At 71.0% G+C, this 16,933-nt stretch carries 11 protein-coding genes and 3 pseudogenes; 11 read left to right on the top strand and 3 right to left on the bottom strand.

Going from position 1 to position 16,933, the window contains the following annotated elements; all coding sequences use genetic code 11:
• Window positions 1–1,582 (bottom strand): hypothetical protein (locus CA983_RS48150; protein WP_244207108.1); only part of this gene is annotated, 1,582 nt, incomplete at its 3' end.
• A gap of 190 nt (window positions 1,583–1,772) precedes the next feature.
• On the opposite strand from CA983_RS48150, the gene CA983_RS26120 reads away from it, so the two are divergent.
• From CA983_RS26120 to CA983_RS48960, 4 genes are all read left to right on the top strand, one after another.
• Window positions 1,773–2,699, top strand: coding sequence for a proline dehydrogenase family protein (locus tag CA983_RS26120; protein WP_086603300.1), 927 nt, complete (start codon window positions 1,773–1,775; stop codon window positions 2,697–2,699).
• A 122-nt stretch (window positions 2,700–2,821) separates the two neighbouring features.
• Window positions 2,822–4,453, top strand: coding sequence for an L-glutamate gamma-semialdehyde dehydrogenase (gene pruA / locus CA983_RS26115; protein WP_086603299.1), 1,632 nt, complete (start codon window positions 2,822–2,824; stop codon window positions 4,451–4,453).
• Window positions 4,454–4,739: 286 nt separating this feature from the next.
• Complete coding sequence (locus CA983_RS26110; RefSeq protein WP_086603298.1) at window positions 4,740–5,282, top strand: GNAT family N-acetyltransferase; 543 nt, start codon at window positions 4,740–4,742, stop codon at window positions 5,280–5,282.
• A 247-nt stretch (window positions 5,283–5,529) separates the two neighbouring features.
• Window positions 5,530–5,661 (top strand): hypothetical protein, encoded by a 132-nt coding sequence (locus tag CA983_RS48960; RefSeq protein WP_005479955.1) that lies wholly within the window; start codon window positions 5,530–5,532, stop codon window positions 5,659–5,661.
• Between the two features lie 81 nt (window positions 5,662–5,742).
• On the opposite strand, the gene CA983_RS26100 is transcribed toward CA983_RS48960, so the two are convergent.
• On the bottom strand, window positions 5,743–7,311 hold the full coding sequence (locus CA983_RS26100; protein WP_086603297.1) for a purple acid phosphatase family protein: 1,569 nt from the start codon (window positions 7,309–7,311) through the stop codon (window positions 5,743–5,745).
• Between the two features lie 155 nt (window positions 7,312–7,466).
• Between CA983_RS26100 and CA983_RS26095 the strand changes: the two genes are divergently transcribed.
• Complete coding sequence (locus tag CA983_RS26095; RefSeq protein ID WP_086603296.1) at window positions 7,467–8,510, top strand: 3-isopropylmalate dehydrogenase; 1,044 nt, start codon at window positions 7,467–7,469, stop codon at window positions 8,508–8,510.
• 242 nt (window positions 8,511–8,752) lie between these two features.
• Entirely contained in the window at window positions 8,753–9,841 is a 1,089-nt protein-coding gene (locus tag CA983_RS26090; protein WP_086603295.1) for a branched-chain amino acid aminotransferase, read from the top strand.
• A gap of 105 nt (window positions 9,842–9,946) precedes the next feature.
• Here CA983_RS26090 and CA983_RS26085 read toward each other — a convergent pair.
• Window positions 9,947–11,469 (bottom strand): annotated as a pseudogene (locus CA983_RS26085) (nuclease/transposase family protein).
• A gap of 185 nt (window positions 11,470–11,654) precedes the next feature.
• Between CA983_RS26085 and CA983_RS48145 the strand changes: the two are divergent.
• From CA983_RS48145 to CA983_RS26055, 5 genes and pseudogenes are all read left to right on the top strand, one after another.
• Window positions 11,655–11,939, top strand: a pseudogene (locus CA983_RS48145) (urease subunit alpha); the annotation flags it as partial.
• Window positions 11,940–11,952: 13 nt separating this feature from the next.
• Window positions 11,953–12,192 (top strand): annotated as a pseudogene (locus CA983_RS26075) (TetR family transcriptional regulator C-terminal domain-containing protein); the annotation flags it as partial.
• A gap of 127 nt (window positions 12,193–12,319) precedes the next feature.
• Complete coding sequence (locus CA983_RS26070; RefSeq protein ID WP_086603294.1) at window positions 12,320–13,564, top strand: PD40 domain-containing protein; 1,245 nt, start codon at window positions 12,320–12,322, stop codon at window positions 13,562–13,564.
• Between the two features lie 301 nt (window positions 13,565–13,865).
• Window positions 13,866–15,470 carry a citramalate synthase gene (gene cimA, locus CA983_RS26060; RefSeq protein WP_086603293.1) on the top strand — a complete coding sequence of 535 codons (1,605 nt, stop codon included), beginning with the start codon at window positions 13,866–13,868 and terminating at the stop codon, window positions 15,468–15,470.
• A gap of 163 nt (window positions 15,471–15,633) precedes the next feature.
• The coding region (locus tag CA983_RS26055; protein WP_107500277.1) for a hypothetical protein at window positions 15,634–16,933 on the top strand (1,300 nt) is incomplete at its 3' end.

Genomic DNA, 16,933 nt, shown 5'->3' with positions numbered 1-16,933 from the left:
GTCCCTGCGGGGACGAGCCGCCCGCTCCGGAAGCCGGGGTGCCGGTGGCCGGTCGGCCCGAGGCGACGCCAGCGGCTCCGCCCGTGGCGTGGCCGGGTGCTCCGCGTGAGGTGCTGCCGGTTGTTCCGCCCGAGGCGTGTCCGGTTGTTCCGCGTGAGGTGCTGCCGGTCGTTCCCCCCGAAGTGCTGCCCGTGGCTCGGCGCGAGGTGCTGCCGGTCGTGCCGCCTGAAGTACTACTGGTTGTTCGGCCCGAGGGGCTGCCGGTCGCGTCGCCCGCAGTGCTGCCGGTCGTTCCGGCCGAAGCCGTGCCGGCTCCCCCGGCCGGAGTGCTGTCGGTCGTTCCGCCCGAAGCCGTGCCGGTTCCCCCGGCCGGAGTGCTGCCGGTCGCTTCGCCCGAAGCCGTGCCGGTCGTTCCGCCTGAGGCGTTGCCGGTTGTCCCGCGTGAGGGGCTGCCGGTCGTTCCGCCCGGAGTGCTGCCGGTCGCTTCGCCCGAAGCCATGCCGGTCGTTCCGCCCGAAGTGCTGCCGGTCGCTCCTTGCGAGACGCTGCCGGTCGTACCGCCTGAGGCGCTGCCGGTCGCGTCGCCCGCAGTGCTGCCGGTTGCTCCGCCCGAAGCCGTGCCTGTTCCGCCCGCAGTGCTGCCGCTCGCTCCGCCGGAAGCCGTGCCTGTTCCGCCCGCAGTGCTGCCTGTTGCTCCGACCGAACCCGTGCCGCCTGCTCCCCCCGAACCCGTGCCGGTCGCTCCCCGTGAGGTGATGCCGGTCGCTCCCCGTCCGGCCGAGGCGGTCGTGGCGCGCGCGGCGGGGCCGCCCGGCATGGTTCCCCCGCCCGCCCGCTCCAGCAGACGGGCTGCGGCTGTCGTCGCCGGAGTCAGTACGTCCGCCGAGCGCAGGCGGATCAGGACGGCCACGCACTGGGACGAGGCCCCCCACGGCAGGGTGCACAGGGCTGTCGCTCCCGGCATCGTGCGGACCGACGGGGCGTCGTCGGGGTCGGCCGTGGGCCAGGGGGCGACGCAGAGCACCGTGTGGAGGCCGTCGGCGCGGGGGCCGAGGGCGGTGCGGAGTTCCGCGATGGCCATGTCGCGCTGCCAGTCGCGGTCCGCGGTGAGGACGGCCCGCAGTTCGCGGCTGAGGTCGGCACCGTGCTGGGCCTCGTCCGCCAGCAGCGCGCCGATCCGGGCCGTGACCTGCATGGCGGCGGACAGCTGGCCTTCGCTCGGGCCGGGATCGTCGTCCAGCAGCCAGACGTAGCCGTGGACCACGCCCCGGTGGCGGACGGGCAGGCAGATGCGGCCCCGGTACACCCCGGCCTCCGGCGTCGGCGGGATACGGACCGGGCCGGTCGCACGCGTGATGCCGAAGCCCTCGAACCACGCCCGGACGGCCGCCGTCGAGCGGCGGGTGAGGATCGAGCGGGTGCGCACCGGATCCAGGGCCGACGGATCGAGATCGCCCTCACTGTCGTACGCGCCGAAGGCGATCAGCTCGAAGTCCCGGTTCTCCAGCGTCGCGGGCGCACCGAGCAGCTCCGAGATCTCGTCGACCAGCTCCTCGTAGTCACCCCTGTGTTCCGACGTCATCCGGGCATTGTCCCGCACTCCACGGGTCCCTTCATACATCTGTCTGAGATCTGCGGCACGGATGCGTGACAGCTGTCGATGGCCGACGAACGGAGGGATCCTTAGGTTTCACGGTGGTTCTCCGTGCCGTACCCGACGCGTCATCCGCCCGGCGTCCGGCCATCCGCTGGTTGTGCTCTGGAGGTGCCCCGTGCTGGGTCCCGTGATTCTCGCCGCGTCGCGCAGCGACCGGATGCGACGCCTGGTTTCGGCGGCCCCGGTGACCCAACAGGTCGTCGACCGGTTCATCGCGGGCGAGGACGTCGACGACGTCGTCCCGGTCATCCGGGAGCTCACCGGCCGGGGCCTGGAGCTGACGATGGACGTCGTCGGCGAGGACATCACCACCCCCGCCCAGGCCGCCGCCGCACGGGACGCCTACCTGGAGCTGATCGACCGGCTGAAGCCGCTGGAGCTCGGCACCCGCGCCGAGATGTCCGTGAAGCTGTCGATGTTCGGGCAGGCGCTGGACGGCGGCCACGAACTGGCCCTCGCCAACGTCCGCCCGGTCGTGGAGGCCGCCGCCGAGATCGGCACGACGGTCACCCTGGACGCCGAGGACCACACCACCCTCGACTCGATGTTCGCCATCCACGAGGAGCTGCGGAAGGACTTCCCGCAGACCGGCTGCGTCATCCAGGCGTACCTCTTCCGCACCGAGGCCGACGCCCGCCGCCTCGCCGCGAACGGCAGCCGGGTGCGTCTGGTCAAGGGCGCGTACAAGGAGCCGGGCTCGGTCGCGTATCTGGACAAACACGAGATTGATCGGGCATACGTTCGGATCCTCAGGACGTTGATGGAGGGGGAGGGGTACCCGATGATCGGCTCCCACGACCCGCGCCTGATCGCCATCGGCCAGGAGCTCGCCCACCGCGCCGGGCGAAAGCTCGACGAGTACGAGTTCCAGATGCTCTACGGCATCCGCACCGAGGAGCAGCTGCGGCTGGCCGCCGAGGGCCACCGTGTGCGCGTGTACACCGCGTACGGCACCGACTGGTACGGCTACTTCATGCGCCGACTCGCGGAGAAGCCGGCCAACCTGCGCTTCTTCGCCCGCTCGATGCTGACAAAGGGCTGACAGCTCGACATGGGCTGAGGCTCGACAAGGGCTGAGGCTCGACATGGGCTGAGGCTCGACATGGACTGAGGCTCGTCAAGGGCTGAGACCGAATCACCGCTCAGTAAGGAGTTACGGAAAACATGGACGCTGTGACCCAGGTCCCCACCCCCGTCAACGAGCCGGTGCACGGCTATGCCCCCGGCTCGCCCGAGCGCGCCCGGCTGGAGGCCCGGCTGAAGGAGCTGGCCGACAACCCCGTCGACCTGCCCTGCACCATCGGCGGCGAGAAGCGGATGGGCGGCGGTGAGGCCTTCAAGGTCGTCCAGCCGCACAATCACCGGGCCGTGCTCGGCACGTACCGCAACGCCACGCAGGCGGACGCCCAGGACGCCATCGACGCGGCCCTGGCCGCGGCCCCCGCCTGGCGTGCGATGTCCTTCGACGACCGCGCGGCGATCATCCTGCGCGCCGCCGAGCTGCTGTCCGGCCCCTGGCGCGAGACGCTCGCCGCCTCCACCATGCTCGGCCAGTCCAAGACGGCTCAGCAGGCCGAGATCGACACGCCCTGTGAGCTGATCGACTTCTGGCGGTTCAACGTCTCCTACGCCCGCAAGCTCCTGGCCGAGCAGCCGCCGGCCAACTCCCCGGGTGTGTGGAACCGTCTGGACCACCGCCCGCTGGAGGGCTTCGTCTACGCGATCACGCCCTTCAACTTCACCGCGATCGCGGGCAACCTGCCGACGGCCCCGGCCCTGATGGGCAACGTCGTCGTCTGGAAGCCGTCCCCGACGCAGACCCACGCCGCCGTGCTGCTCATGCAGCTGCTGGAGGAGGCCGGCCTGCCCAAGGGCGTCATCAACCTCGTCACCGGCGACGGCATCGAGGTCTCCAAGGTCGCCCTGGTCCACCGAGACCTCGCCGGCATCCACTTCACCGGCTCGACCAAGACCTTCCAGTACCTGTGGAAGACGGTCGGCAACAACATCGAGAAGTACCGCACCTACCCGCGTCTGGTCGGCGAGACCGGCGGCAAGGACTTCCTCGTCGCCCACCCGTCGGCGGACCCGGCGATCCTGAAGACGGCGCTGACCCGGGGTGCCTTCGAGTACCAGGGTCAGAAGTGCAGCGCCACGTCGCGGGCGTACATCCCCGCCTCGATCTGGAACTCCGGCTTCAAGGAGGAGTGGGCCGCAGAGGTCGACGGCATCAAGATGGGTGACGTCACCGACCTGTCGAACTTCATCGGCGCCGTCATCGACGAGCGTGCCTTCGCCAAGAACAAGGCCGCCATCGACCGCGCCGAGGAGGACCCCTCCTGCACGATCGTCGCGGGCGGTACCTACGACGACTCCGAGGGCTGGTTCGTCCGCCCGACCGTCATCGAGTGCGCCGACCCGGAGAACGAGGTCTTCCGCACCGAGTACTTCGGACCGATCATCGCCGTGCACGTCTACGAGGACGACAAGTACGACGAGATGCTGACGCAGATGGAGTCCGTCTCCGACTACGCCCTGACCGGCTCGGTGATCGCGAACGACCGCGCGGCGGCGGCCTACACGGCGGACAAGCTCCGCTACGCGGCCGGCAACTTCTACATCAACGACAAGTCGACCGGCGCCGTCGTCGGCCAGCAGCCCTTCGGCGGCGGCCGTGCCTCCGGCACCAACGACAAGGCCGGCGCCCCGCAGAACCTGATGCGCTGGACCCTGACCCGCGCCATCAAGGAGACGCTGGTCCCGCCGACCGACTACACCTACCCGCACATGGGCTGAGCCCCGCGGCACCGACGGGCCGGGTCGTACGACCCGGCCCGTCGGCGTCTCCCGTCCAGCAGACTCCCTTACACGGACACGGACACGGACACGGACAGATCTCGGGAGCGGGCCTTGCCGCGCGTGACCCGGGTGGTGCTGCCGGAGGCCGGTCATCTGCCGTGCAGGACCAGCGGTGCTTCCGGGAGGCGGTCGCGGCGGGCCTCGGGCCCGGGGCGTGACGGGCCCGGGGAGCGCGGGGTCGAGTGACGCGGCCCGTTCGCATACTGGGCGGATGACCACCCCGATGACCACCCGCGCGCGCACCGCCCACACCGCCGACCTCACCCCTGCCGAACTCGACGCCGTCCGGGCCCTGCTGGACGCCGCCTTCGACGGCGACTTCGGCGACGAGGACTGGGACCACGGCCTCGGAGGCATGCACGCCCTCGTGCACGACGGCTCCGGGCTCGCCGCGCACGGGGCGGTCGTGATGCGCCGGGTGCGGCACGGCGGCCGGTGGTTGCGTGCCGGGTACGTCGAGAACGTCGCCGTACGCGCCGACGCCCGCCGCACCGGCCTCGGCGGGCAGGTCATGGCCGAGCTGGAACGCGTCGTCGACCGCGCCTACGACTTCGGCGCCCTCTCCGCCAGCGACGACGGCGCCCGGCTCTACACCTCCCGCGGCTGGCGGCTGTGGCGCGGCCACGTGCACGCCCTCAGCCCCCAGGACGGCATCGTCCGACTGCCGGAGGAAGAGGACAGCACCTATGTCCGGCCCGCCCTCGCCGGTCCGCTCGACCCCGCGCGCGAACTGGTCTTCGACTGGCGCGACGGAGACGTGCTCTAGGGATCACCGCAGGTCAGCGCGGTGTGATGTAGTCCACCGTCTCAGATAGTAGGAAGTCCGAGTAATTGTGGAGACAGACGCTCCGGCCTCCCTTAGTTTTGTAGGAGCCGAACGTCTCGCTCGACCAAGCGAATGGCGGTCGTGAGCCGGGCCCCGTGCAGGCAACCCCTGCGGCACCGCTCCCCGCCCCATCCGGCGTCTCGTAACCCGCCCTTGCACTCCGTGCTGTCGAAGGAGTCGATTTCCCATGGCCGAGACGACCGTCCGCCGCCGAGTCCGTCACGTCTCCCGTACGACCGAGTCCGACCGCAAGAACGCCGCCGCGGCGCTCCAGCGCGCCCTCGACCGCAGGGACAACGGCGGATCCACCGGTCACTGAGGTCACTGAGCGCATTCACCGGTCACTGAGCCGCAATACCCCTGGTCCGGGAGCCGCACCCGACGAGGTGCGGTGCGGGGCTCACGCCCCGCGCCGCACCTCGAAATGGTCGATCCGCTCACCGCTCGACGCCAGCGCCGACACCTTCAGCCTCGGCGCGGCGCCGCTCTCCGCCTCCACCGAGAGGAACGAGAAACCGCGGTAGCGCACCCGCGACCACTGCACCGACTCCGCCTTGGTGTCCCGGGACTTCGTCCACCGGAACGTGTCGACCGACTCCGGGTCGGCGGTGTTCCCCTCGTAGCTCTCCTTCACGCCGTCGGGGAAGCCGTACAGCTCCTTGCCGCCACCGCCCGCCGTGACGTACACGATCCCGTCCCGCCGTGGGTCCGTCGTCCCGCCGACCGGCACCGGCCTGCCCACCTCGCCGTTGCGGATGGCGTCGGTGCGCTCGTAGACGTGGTTGTGCCCGTTGATCACCAGGTCCACCTGGTGCTTGGCGAACAGCGGCAGCCACTCGGCGCGCACCCCGCCGTCGGAGGCGTGCGTGGACGTCGAGTACGCGCAGTGGTGGAAGAAGACGACGACGAAGTCGACGGAAGCGTCGTCCCGCAGTTCGCCGAGCTTCCTGTCCAGCCACTTCGTCTGCCGCCCCTCCGTGTAGCCGAAGTTGGCGGGGATCTCGTACGACACGTCGTTCGCGTCCAGCGCGACCACGCCGACGTTGCCGTACGTGAAGGCGTACACGCCCGGGGCCGTCCGCGCGTCGAAGCCGCTGTCCGGCAGGGAGAACCGGGCGAGTTGGCCGCCGTAGCCGTCCGGCGAGTACCAGGCCTCCATGTCGTGGTTGCCGGTCGTCACCATCCACGGCACCGACCTGGCCACCGGCTCGGTCTGCTTCAGGAACCGGTCCCACTGCCCGGCGTCGAAGACGTCCGACTCCTTGCCCTTGCCGGTCGGGTCGGCGTAGCAGATGTCGCCGGCGTGGAGGTGGAACGCCGGGCTCCGGCGCAGCAGCAGACGGTCGTTGAGAGCGGCCTCCTCGCCGACGCCCTGGTCGCCGAACGCGGTGAACACGAACCGCTCGGGCGGCCTCGCGGGAGCCGTGCGGAAGGACGTGACGGTCGACCGGTGCCGCGGGGACGCCGGGTCGAAGCCCTCGTGGCCGACGCCGTAGTAATACGTCGTGTCCGGGCGCAGGCCGTCCAGGGCCGCGTGCAGGTAGTACTGCTCGACGGCCGGCCGTACGCCCTTCAGCTCCGGGGTGTGCAGGTCGCGCAGCTCCGCCTCGACCTTGCGGCCGAGGTCGTCGGGGCGCAGGCCCACCCGGACGTACGGCCTGCGCACCGCGAGCGGCACCTGCCAGGAGATCCGCATCTGAGTCTTCGGGTCGGCACCGAAGGCGAGATGGCGGCCGAATGGGGTGATGTAGGAGCCCGGCGCCTTCGACGTGCTCGGCGACGGGCTCCTGGTCGCCGTACCACTCCCCGGCCCGGAGCCGGAACAGCCGGTCAGCAGACCGCCCGCGACCGCGCCCGCCGTCACCAGCGTGCGGCGCCGCGACAGCCGCGTGCGCAGGTACTCGTGCTGTTCCGCCATGCTCATCCGGCGCGCGAGCTCGGGCGGGATGCCGAAGTGGGGGATCTCCATGTCGGGTCAATTTCCCAGCGAACGCCAACATCCGCCCCACATACGGGTGAACGGAAACCGTCGGACGAGTGCGCTCCCCCGGGCGGGTGCCGTACCGCCTGTCCGCATCACGGACACCCTGTGTCATCCCATGGGACGAGGAGTAGGGTGCCCGCATGTCTCGCAGCATCAATCTCGCAGTGATTCCCGGTGACGGCATCGGCCAGGAAGTCGTGGCCGAAGGCCTGAAGGTCCTCTCCGCCGTCCTTCCGCAGGATGTGAAGCTGGAGACCAAGGAGTACGACTTCGGCGCCAAGCGTTACCGCGCCACCGGTGAGACCCTCACCGACGCCGACCTCGACGCCCTGAAGAAGCACGACGCCATCCTCCTCGGCGCGATCGGCGACCCGAGCGTGCCGTCCGGCGTCCTGGAGCGCGGCTTCCTGCTGAAGCTCCGCTTCGCCTTCGACCACCACGTCAACCTGCGTCCGTCGAAGCTGCTGCCGGGTGTCGCCACCCCGCTGGCCGGCGAGCCGCAGATCGACTTCGTCGTGGTCCGCGAGGGCACCGAGGGCCCGTACACCGGCAACGGCGGCACGATCCGCAAGGGCACCGAGCACGAGGTCGCCACCGAGGTGTCCGTGAACACGGCCTTCGGTGTCGAGCGCGTGGTCCGCGACGCCTTCGCGCGTGCCCAGGCCCGCCCGCGCAAGAAGCTGGCGCTGATCCACAAGAACAACGTGCTGACCTTCGCCGGTCACCTGTGGACCAACATCTTCAACAAGGTGGCCGAGGAGTTCCCCGACGTCACCACCGAGTACATGCACGTCGACGCGGCCACGATCTACCTGGTCACCCAGCCCGAGCGCTTCGACGTGATCGTCACCGACAACCTCTTCGGCGACATCATCACCGACCTCGCCGCGGCCGTCTCCGGCGGCATCGGTGTGGCGGCCTCCGGCAACATCAACCCGTCCGGAGAGTTCCCCTCGATGTTCGAGCCCGTGCACGGCTCGGCCCCGGACATCGCCGGCCAGGGCAAGGCCGACCCGACCGCCACGGTGCTGTCCGTCGCCCTGCTCCTGCGCCACCTCGGCTACGAGGCCGAGGCCGCCCGTATCGACGAGGCGGTCTCCGCCGACCTGTCGGAGCGCACCGGCAAGCCCGCCCGCTCCACCTCGGAGATCGGCGACGCGCTCGCCGTACGAGTAGCCGGCTGACCCGCCGCTGCTTATCCCAAGCCGCCGGGTCGCATCCGCACCCGGCGGCTTCCGCATGTTCCCGCCGGGTGTCACCATCGACCACCGGGCCGCATTCACCCCGTTCCGTCCTCCGTCGCCGCCGGGCGATAATCGAACGCGAGGCCGCGGAACGAGGGAATGCTCGGACGTCCTAGCACTGGTCACCATCAGAGCTGTACCGAGCGCGGCCCGTCACTACAACCGGTGAAGGACTTCAACCCATGACGACGCCCACGATCGAGCTCAAGCCGTCCGCCAACCCGCTCTCCGCCGCAGAACGGGAGGCGATCCTGGCCAACCCCGGGTTCGGCCGCCACTTCACCGATCACATGGTGACGATCAAGTGGACGGAGGGCCGCGGCTGGCACGACGGCCAGCTCGTGCCGTACGCGCCGATCTCCCTCGACCCCGCCACCACGGTCCTGCACTACGCGCAGGAGATCTTCGAGGGGCTGAAGGCCTACCGCCGCCCCGACGGCTCCGTCGCCACGTTCCGGCCGGAGAAGAACGCCGAGCGCTTCCAGAGTTCCGCGCGCCGGCTGGCGATGCCCGAGCTGCCGGTCGAGACGTTCATCGAGGCATGTGACGCCCTGGTGAAGCAGGACAAGGCGTGGGTGCCGGCGCATGGCGGGGAGGAGTCCCTCTACCTCCGCCCGTTCATGATCGCGACCGAGGTCGGGCTGGGTGTGAAGCCGGCGAACGAGTACCTGTTCCTGGTGATCGCCTCCCCGGCCGGCGCGTACTTCCCGGGCGGCGTCAAGCCGGTCTCCATCTGGGTCTCCGAGGACCGCGTCCGCGCCGTCCCCGGCGGCATGGGCGACGCCAAGACCGGCGGCAACTACGCGGCGTCCCTGCTGGCGCAGGCCGAGGCCGCGACCAAGGGCTGCGACCAGGTCTGCTACCTCGACGCGGTCGAGCACAAGTGGGTCGAGGAACTCGGCGGCATGAACCTGTACTTCGTGTACGGCGACAAGATCGTCACGCCGTCCCTCACGGGCTCCATCCTGGAGGGTGTCACGCGGGACTCCCTGCTGGCCGTCGCCCGTGACCTCGGGTACGAGGCCGAGGAGGGCCGCGTCTCGGTCGACCAGTGGCAGCGGGACTCGGAGAACGGGTCGCTCACGGAGGTGTTCGCCTGCGGTACGGCCGCGGTGATCACGCCGGTCGGCACGGTGAAGCGGGCCGGGGCCGAGTGGCAGCAGAGCGGCGGAGAGCCGGGTGAGGTCACGCTGCGGCTCCGCCAGGCGCTGCTCGACATCCAGCGCGGTACGGCGGAGGACAAGCACGGCTGGATGCACCCGCTGGGATAGGCGGCACTCGGCGTCGGTGCCGGACTCGCCGGGGGGCTCCGCCCCAGGACCTCCGGCCTACGCCCATCCGCCCCGAACGCGGCGACCGACACCTGCGAACCGTCCCTAGAGACTGAGCGGGAGTGAGTCCTGTTGCCAGGACCCATGCTCAGCCGAACGCCCCGAACGGTGTTGGGCGTTCTGGTCACCCGCGTTCGCTCCACAGTCCGGCGGCACGGATCGTGTCCGTGGTCCGGGAATGCGGGGGCGGGTTTCCTCACCCCCAAGGTCACGCCGGTCGGCCTGGACGGTCCGATGCCCGTGCACATCGCTCTGATGTGCACGGGGCGGTGTCGTCCGTCGCCGGATCGAGTGTCCTTGAGAGCGCCGTCCGATGGCCACGGCGGCGTCGTGGCGAGTGGTTTACGCTTCGTGCAGGTCAGCGGGGCCTGCCAGTGGTGGGCGCCCCACTTGGAGGTGTAGGCCGGATCGACCGCGATGATCGCGATTCCGGTTTGGTCGGCCATGGAGGTGAGGCGGGCGCGGAGCCGGCCGGTGGGCATGCCGGAAATGAGCTGCCGGAACCGTTTGCGCCGGCCGTGCTTCTCTCGGGTCTTCTGCGCGCTGCCCGTGAGGGCGAAGGAGAACCGGCGTGGATTCCCGATCGGGTTGCCGTGAACATCGAGCCGCCAGGCGGCCAGGTGATCGGCGTTGGTGTCGACGCCGATCACACCATGCGCGAGAGCGGTGGCCATCGGGACGGTCTTCGACACCGGGATCTGCCACGAGGCAGTCAGGTACCAGCGCCCGCGAGCCACGTCGAGATGGATACGGTAGGCCACCGCCCGATTAGCCTCGACCCGGCCCGCCCACTCCTGACCCCGGTGCGGGAACACGATCCGGCAGGCAAGCACGTACCGGCCGTGCCTTGCGTTGGCCAGCTCGGTGAGCGGAGCCGGGAGCTTGATGCTGACCTCACCGTGCGGGCTGACGCGGATGGTCTCGTTGCCGAACCGCTTCCCGGACTCGCCGTCGGCCTGCAGGAACCAGCGTTCGGCCTCCCAGCGCCTGCGCCAGTCGGTCTCGGTGAGCTGCGCAGCGGGGAGGTGGCGCCGGGTGCGGGCCAGCCGTTTCCCGCCCCGCACGATGTGCGGGGTCCCGGCCTCACGGTCGGCGCGCTCCCGATCCAGCCGGTCCTGAAGTAGGTGCAGACGGCGGGACTTGGCGTGTCACTCCTGCCTGCTGCGGTAGCCGCCGGGTGCCTTCTTCGAGCCCTTCTCGCCGACCGGCAGCGACAGCCGGTGCGCGATCGTACGGATCCCCGCCTCAAGGGACTCGATGTGCGCGAGCTGGCAACGGCGGGCGAGCGCCCACTGGTCGTGCGTGGCCTTGGTGATCGATCCGGCCCAGCGCGACGACGACAGCGGCGTCAGGCTCCGCTTCCGGGCCGCCCACGTGTCCGTGGAGTGCTTCAGACCCTCAGTGCACCGCGCCTTCAAGTCCCGGGAGGCGAGCGAACCGAGGTGCGCGCCCACCAGCGCGAGGATTTTCTCATCGGCGGGCGTGAGCTGCTTGAGTCGCGTACGGATCGCCACCCCCGAGGGACCGGCGGTGACAAACGACGCCGTAAGCTCCCGCAACTCACCCACCCCCTCCAGCCCCTCGAAAAAAACCGCTCGTCTCACCAAACGAGCAGCGCCCGGAAAGGTCACACATTCGATCGGCGAACTCTGGTGCCCTTCCCGGGAGTGCAGCACCCAGCCGCCAGCGCCAGGGCTCACTCACGCCCGCCAGAGTGCACGCGCACCCAGGCAAAGCCAGTAGCTCCCGACTCCTGGTGCTGGGGCCGCAGCTCGGCGCGCACGGGGCGGACACCGACTTGCTTCTCCCTGCAGTTCGTCGCGCAGGCTGCCGTGGACCAGCGGCTGCGACACCATGCCGATCCGCCGTCGCAGGGCCGCCGTGCGCGGCACGCGCAGCATCGGCCCGGCCGATCCGCGCCTCAACTTCCATATCGGAGCCGTGGACATCGACGCGCACCGGCCTCGTCACCCTGGACTGCGAGCCGCTGCACTCCGGACAGGCCGAGTCCGTCTCCCCCAACCGTCTCTACCTTTGATCTCGCGCAGTGCTCCGACCGGCAGGCCGCCATCGAGGGCGCCTGGCACCGCGACCTGGTGGCCCTGCTCGCCGAGGGCATCTCGCGGGGCGAGTTCCGCCGCGTCGACCCGGACCGGTTCGCCGCCCGACTGCGGGCACTGCTGGACGGCTTCGCCATCCATGTGGCGATCGGCCTGCGCGGCACGGACCGGGCCCAAGTCCTGCGGCACGTGCACGAGTTCCTCGCCGACAGTCTCCTCGCGGACGCCTGAACGCCTGCCCGGGTTGTACTCAATACGACGGATTGACCCTGTGGTACGTGGTGCTGTTGGCTCTGGGGGAGCCCTCGGCGCGGGGCCGGGGGAGATGCGTCAACGGGGAACACAGGGGGAACAGCACATGACCAGCACCAGGAGGGCCACGTCCGTCGCGCTCGGCGTGGCCCTGGCCGTCACGCTCGGCGGCGTCGCCGCGCTGCCCGCGGCCGCCGCCGAGGCGGTGCCGCGGACCGAGAAGGCGAGCATCGCCCCGGACGGCACCGACGGCAACGGCCCTTCCGGCGGGCCGAGCCTGAGCGCCGACGGCCGCCGTCTGGCCTTCGTCTCCAGCGCCGACAACCTCGTCGCCGGTGACACCGACGGCACGGCCGACGCCTTCGTACGCGACCTCAAGACCGGCACGACCCGCCTGGCCAGTACCGCGGCGGACGGCGGCCCGGTCGACGACGTCGCCCTCAGCGGCAACGGCCGGTACCTGGCCTTCGCCGCCACCGACGGCGACGGCCGCAGTCACATCTGGGTCAAGGACCTGAAGTCCGGCGCCCTCCAGCGCATCGAGGACACCGTCGACAAGGGCTACGACACCGGCCGGCAGCCCGCCATCAGCGCCGACGGCCGCTACGTCGCCTTCGTCGCCCAGCAGTCCGCACTCGCGGAGGGCGAGGACCGCTGGGGACGCGTCTACCGCGTCGACCGCACCAACGGCGAGTCCGTACGCATCAGCCAGGTGCCCGCCGCCGGCGACCGGAAGACCGCCGCCACCCACCCGTCCATCAGCGCCGACGGCAAGCGCGTCGGCTACCAGTTCTTCGTCCCGCACCCCGCCTCGGGCGACTGGAGCGACGCCTACGTCCGTGACGTGCCGAGCGGCGAGCTGTTCCGGGCCGACCAGGCACCGGACGGCCGGACGTCCGACGGGCAGACCGAGTCGCCGCAGGTCAGCGCCGACGGCCGGTACGCGGTCTTCGACTCCCTCGACTCGCAGCTGACCCCGGGCGACACCAACAAGGGCCACAACGTCTTCGTCCGCGACCTGAAGACGGGCGAGCTGCGCCGGATCGACGCCGCCGACCCGGCCGCCTTCACCGCCCACCCGCAGCTCAGCACCGACAGCCGGTACCTCGCCTTCGTCTCGGCCGACCCGGGCGACACGGACCGTACGACCCGCGCGTACGTCCGCGACCTGCGCACCGGGGGCACGGTCCTGGCCAGCCCGGACGCCGAGGGCGGCCCGAACGACCAGAGCGTGTCCGCTCCGGTGATCGACCGGCACGGCCGCACGGTCGCCTTCGGCAGCTCTTCACCCGACCTCGTCCCCGGCGACACGTACGACACCTCGCACGTCTACGTCCGTCACATGAGGTGACCGACCGCATCCTGAGACACCCGTGAGCGAGGTGCGGGGGTTGTGCCAGACTGCCCCCGTGCTCTCGTTCGCCATGATTATTGGCAGCAGGCGCGCCGGTCCGCAGTGACCGCCACGTACGACCAGGTACGGGCGGACACCGTCGTCCTCGACCCGCGCGCAGACCTCTCGCACCCGCGAGAGGTTTTTCGCATTTCTGGCCCACCCACAGCCGGAGGCGAGAGCGCGAGGGAGTATGTGAGGGCGGTGGAGCCGGTCATTCCGGTACGACCGAGATCCCATCCTCAGGAGCCTTGACACCATGACCGCACCCAGCGAGCTCGACGATTCTTTCCACGTCTTCGACACCACCCTGCGCGACGGCGCCCAGCGGGAGGGCATCAACCTCACCGTCGCCGACAAGCTGGCCATCGCGCGGCACCTGGACGACTTCGGCGTGGGCTTCATCGAGGGCGGCTGGCCGGGCGCCAACCCCCGGGACACCGAGTTCTTCGCCCGCGCCCAGCAGGAGATCGACTTCCGGCACGCCCAGCTCGTCGCGTTCGGCTCCACCCGCCGCGCCGGCACCACCGCCGCAGAGGACCCGCAGGTCAGGGCGCTCCTGGAATCCGGCGCGCAAGTGATCACGCTGGTCGCCAAGTCGCACGACCGCCACGTCGAGCTCGCCCTGCGCACGACCCTGGACGAGAACCTGGCGATGGTCCGCGACACGGTGTCGTTCCTGAAGGAACAGGGGCGCCGGGTCTTCGTCGACTGCGAGCACTTCTTCGACGGCTACCGCGCGAACCCCGAGTACGCCAAGTCCGTCGTCCGTGCGGCCTCGGGGGCCGGCGCGGACGTGGTGGTCCTCTGCGACACTAACGGCGGCATGCTCCCGGCGCAGATCCAGGCGGTCGTCGCCACGGTCCTGGCCGACACGGGCGCCCGGCTCGGCATCCACGCCCAGGACGACACGGGCTGCGCGGTGGCGAACACGCTGGCCGCCGTCGACGCGGGCGCGACGCACGTCCAGTGCACGGCCAACGGTTACGGCGAACGCGTCGGCAACGCCAACCTCTTCCCGGTCGTGGCGGCGTTGGAACTCAAGTACGGCAAGCGGGTCCTGCCCGAGGGGCACCTGCCCGAGATGACCCGCATCTCGCACGCGATCGCCGAGGTCGTCAACCTCACGCCCTCCACGCACCAGCCTTACGTCGGCGTCTCGGCCTTCGCGCACAAGGCCGGCCTGCACGCGTCGGCCATCAAGGTCGACCCGGACCTGTACCAGCACATCGACCCCGAGCAGGTCGGCAACACCATGCGGATGCTGGTCTCCGACATGGCCGGCCGCGCCTCCATCGAGCTCAAGGGCAAGGAACTCGGCATCGACCTCGGCGACGACCGCGAGCTGGTCGGCCGGGTGGTCGAGCGGGTGAAGGAACGCGAACTCAGGGGCTACACGTACGAGGCGGCGGACGCCAGCTTCGAGATCCTGCTGCGCACCGAGGTCCAGGGCAAGCCGCTGCGCTACTTCGAGGTCGAGTCCTGGCGTGCCATCGTCGAGGACCGGCCCGACGGTTCCCACGCCAACGAGGCCACGGTCAAGCTCTGGGCCAAGGGCGAGCGCATCGTCGCCACGGCCGAGGGCAACGGCCCGGTCAACGCGCTGGACCGGGCCCTGCGCGTAGGGCTGGAGAAGATCTACCCGCAACTCGCCAAGCTGGACCTGGTCGACTACAAGGTCCGCATCCTGGAGGGCAAGCACGGCACCAGCTCGACGACCCGGGTGCTGATCTCCACGTCCGACGGCACGGGCGAGTGGTCGACGGTGGGCGTGGCCGACAACGTCATCGCGGCGAGCTGGCAGGCCCTGGAGGACGCGTACACGTACGGGCTGCTGCGGGCGGGAGTGACCCCGGCCGAGTAGGACGCAGCAGGCGGGTGGCGACGGCGCCCTCCGCGCCGTCGCCTCGGCCGGTCCGTTCCCTCCGTCCACCAGTTCCGTCCGCGCACCGGCGTCCCGAAATCCGTGCTGCGACCGATATCCCTTTCTGTGTCGATTCTGTGCCGATTCGGGTAGTTTCGAACATATGAAGGCCGCACTGGTGCGTACCCTCGTACGTCTGCTGATCGTGCCGGTCGTCGCCGTACTGGCGGCGCTCATGGTCGGTGCGCCCGGGGCGCACGCGGCCACCGACCTCTCGAAGGTCGCCGGGGAACTGCGCGAGAACCCGGTCTACGTCGATCCGGCCGCCTCCGGCCAGCTGGCCGAGTCGGACGCCGAGGCGCTCGCCGACAAGATCAAGGACGCCGACAAGCCCGTCTTCGTGGCGGTCCTCCCGGCCGACGTCCCCACGCAGGACCTCTTCCGGAACCTCCGCACCGAGACCGGCGTCACCGGCCTGTACGGCATCCGTCTCGGTGACGAGTTCGACGCCCGCGCGGACAGCTCGGTGATGAGCCCCCAGGCGGTGTCCAACCTGGTCACGGCCGTAGGGGACGCGGGCGACGCCAAGGCCCAGCTGAACGACTTCGTCGACGACGCCCTGCGCAACGTGGGCGGCTCCGCGCCCAGCAGCTGGAGCGACGGCTCGGGCACCGACGTGCCGGTCGGCGGCCTGGTCACGGTCGGCGCACTGCTCGCGGCCGGCGGCGCGGGCGCCTACGCGCTGGCCCGCCGCAACCGCCGCCGCCACGAGGAGGAGCAGCGGGCCGCGCTGGAGAAGCTGCGCGTGGTGGTCGACGAGGACATCACCGCCTTCGGCGAGGAGCTCGACCGCCTCGACTTCCACCCCGGCGAACCCGGCGCCGACGACGCGATGCGCGCCGACTACGAACACGCCCTCGACGCCTACGAACGGGCGAAGTCCCTGATGGCCGCCGCGACGAAACCGGAGGACGTGCGGGCCGTCACCCAGGCCGTGGAGGACGGCCGGTTCTCCCTGGCGCGACTCGCGGCCCGCCGCGAGGGCAGCCCGCTGCCGGAGCGCCGCCCGCCCTGCTTCTTCGACCCCCGCCACGGCCCCTCGGTCGCCGACGCGAGCTGGACGCCGCCGGGCGGCGCCACGCGCGACGTCCCCGTCTGCGCGGCCGACCGGACCCGGCTCGCCGAGGGCCGCGACCCGGTGGTCCGCGAGGTCGACACCGAGTACGGCCGCCGCCCGTACTGGGAGGCCGGCCCGGCGTACGGCCCCTGGGCCGGCGGCTACTTCGGCGGCGGCATCCTGCCCGGCCTCCTCATCGGCACCATGCTCGGCAGCATGATGGCCGCCCCCGCCTACGGGGCCGACTACGGCTCCGGCTACGGCGACTTCGGCGGCTACGAGGGCGGCGACGTCTCCGGCGCGGACTTCGACACCGGCGACTACGGGGGCGGCTTCGGTGACGGCG

This window comes from Streptomyces swartbergensis (assembly GCF_002148965.1).
GTDB classification, from domain to species: Bacteria; Actinomycetota; Actinomycetes; order Streptomycetales; family Streptomycetaceae; genus Streptomyces; species Streptomyces swartbergensis.
Note: the sequence above shows the minus strand (reverse complement) of the source record. Positions and strands in the feature narration are given on the sequence as shown.

Excerpts from the sequence above, each read along its gene's own strand:
- CA983_RS26110 (WP_086603298.1), top strand. The coding sequence starts at position 4,740 with ATGACCACCCGCGCGCGCACCGCCCACACCGCCGACCTCACCCCTGCC.
- CA983_RS26095 (WP_086603296.1), top strand. The coding sequence starts at position 7,467 with ATGTCTCGCAGCATCAATCTCGCAGTGATTCCCGGTGACGGCATCGGC.
- cimA (WP_086603293.1), top strand. The coding sequence starts at position 13,866 with ATGACCGCACCCAGCGAGCTCGACGATTCTTTCCACGTCTTCGACACC.
- CA983_RS48960 (WP_005479955.1), top strand. The coding sequence starts at position 5,530 with ATGGCCGAGACGACCGTCCGCCGCCGAGTCCGTCACGTCTCCCGTACG.
- CA983_RS26070 (WP_086603294.1), top strand. The coding sequence starts at position 12,320 with ATGACCAGCACCAGGAGGGCCACGTCCGTCGCGCTCGGCGTGGCCCTG.
- CA983_RS26100 (WP_086603297.1), bottom strand. The coding sequence starts at position 7,311 with ATGGAGATCCCCCACTTCGGCATCCCGCCCGAGCTCGCGCGCCGGATG.
- pruA (WP_086603299.1), top strand. The coding sequence starts at position 2,822 with ATGGACGCTGTGACCCAGGTCCCCACCCCCGTCAACGAGCCGGTGCAC.
- CA983_RS26090 (WP_086603295.1), top strand. The coding sequence starts at position 8,753 with ATGACGACGCCCACGATCGAGCTCAAGCCGTCCGCCAACCCGCTCTCC.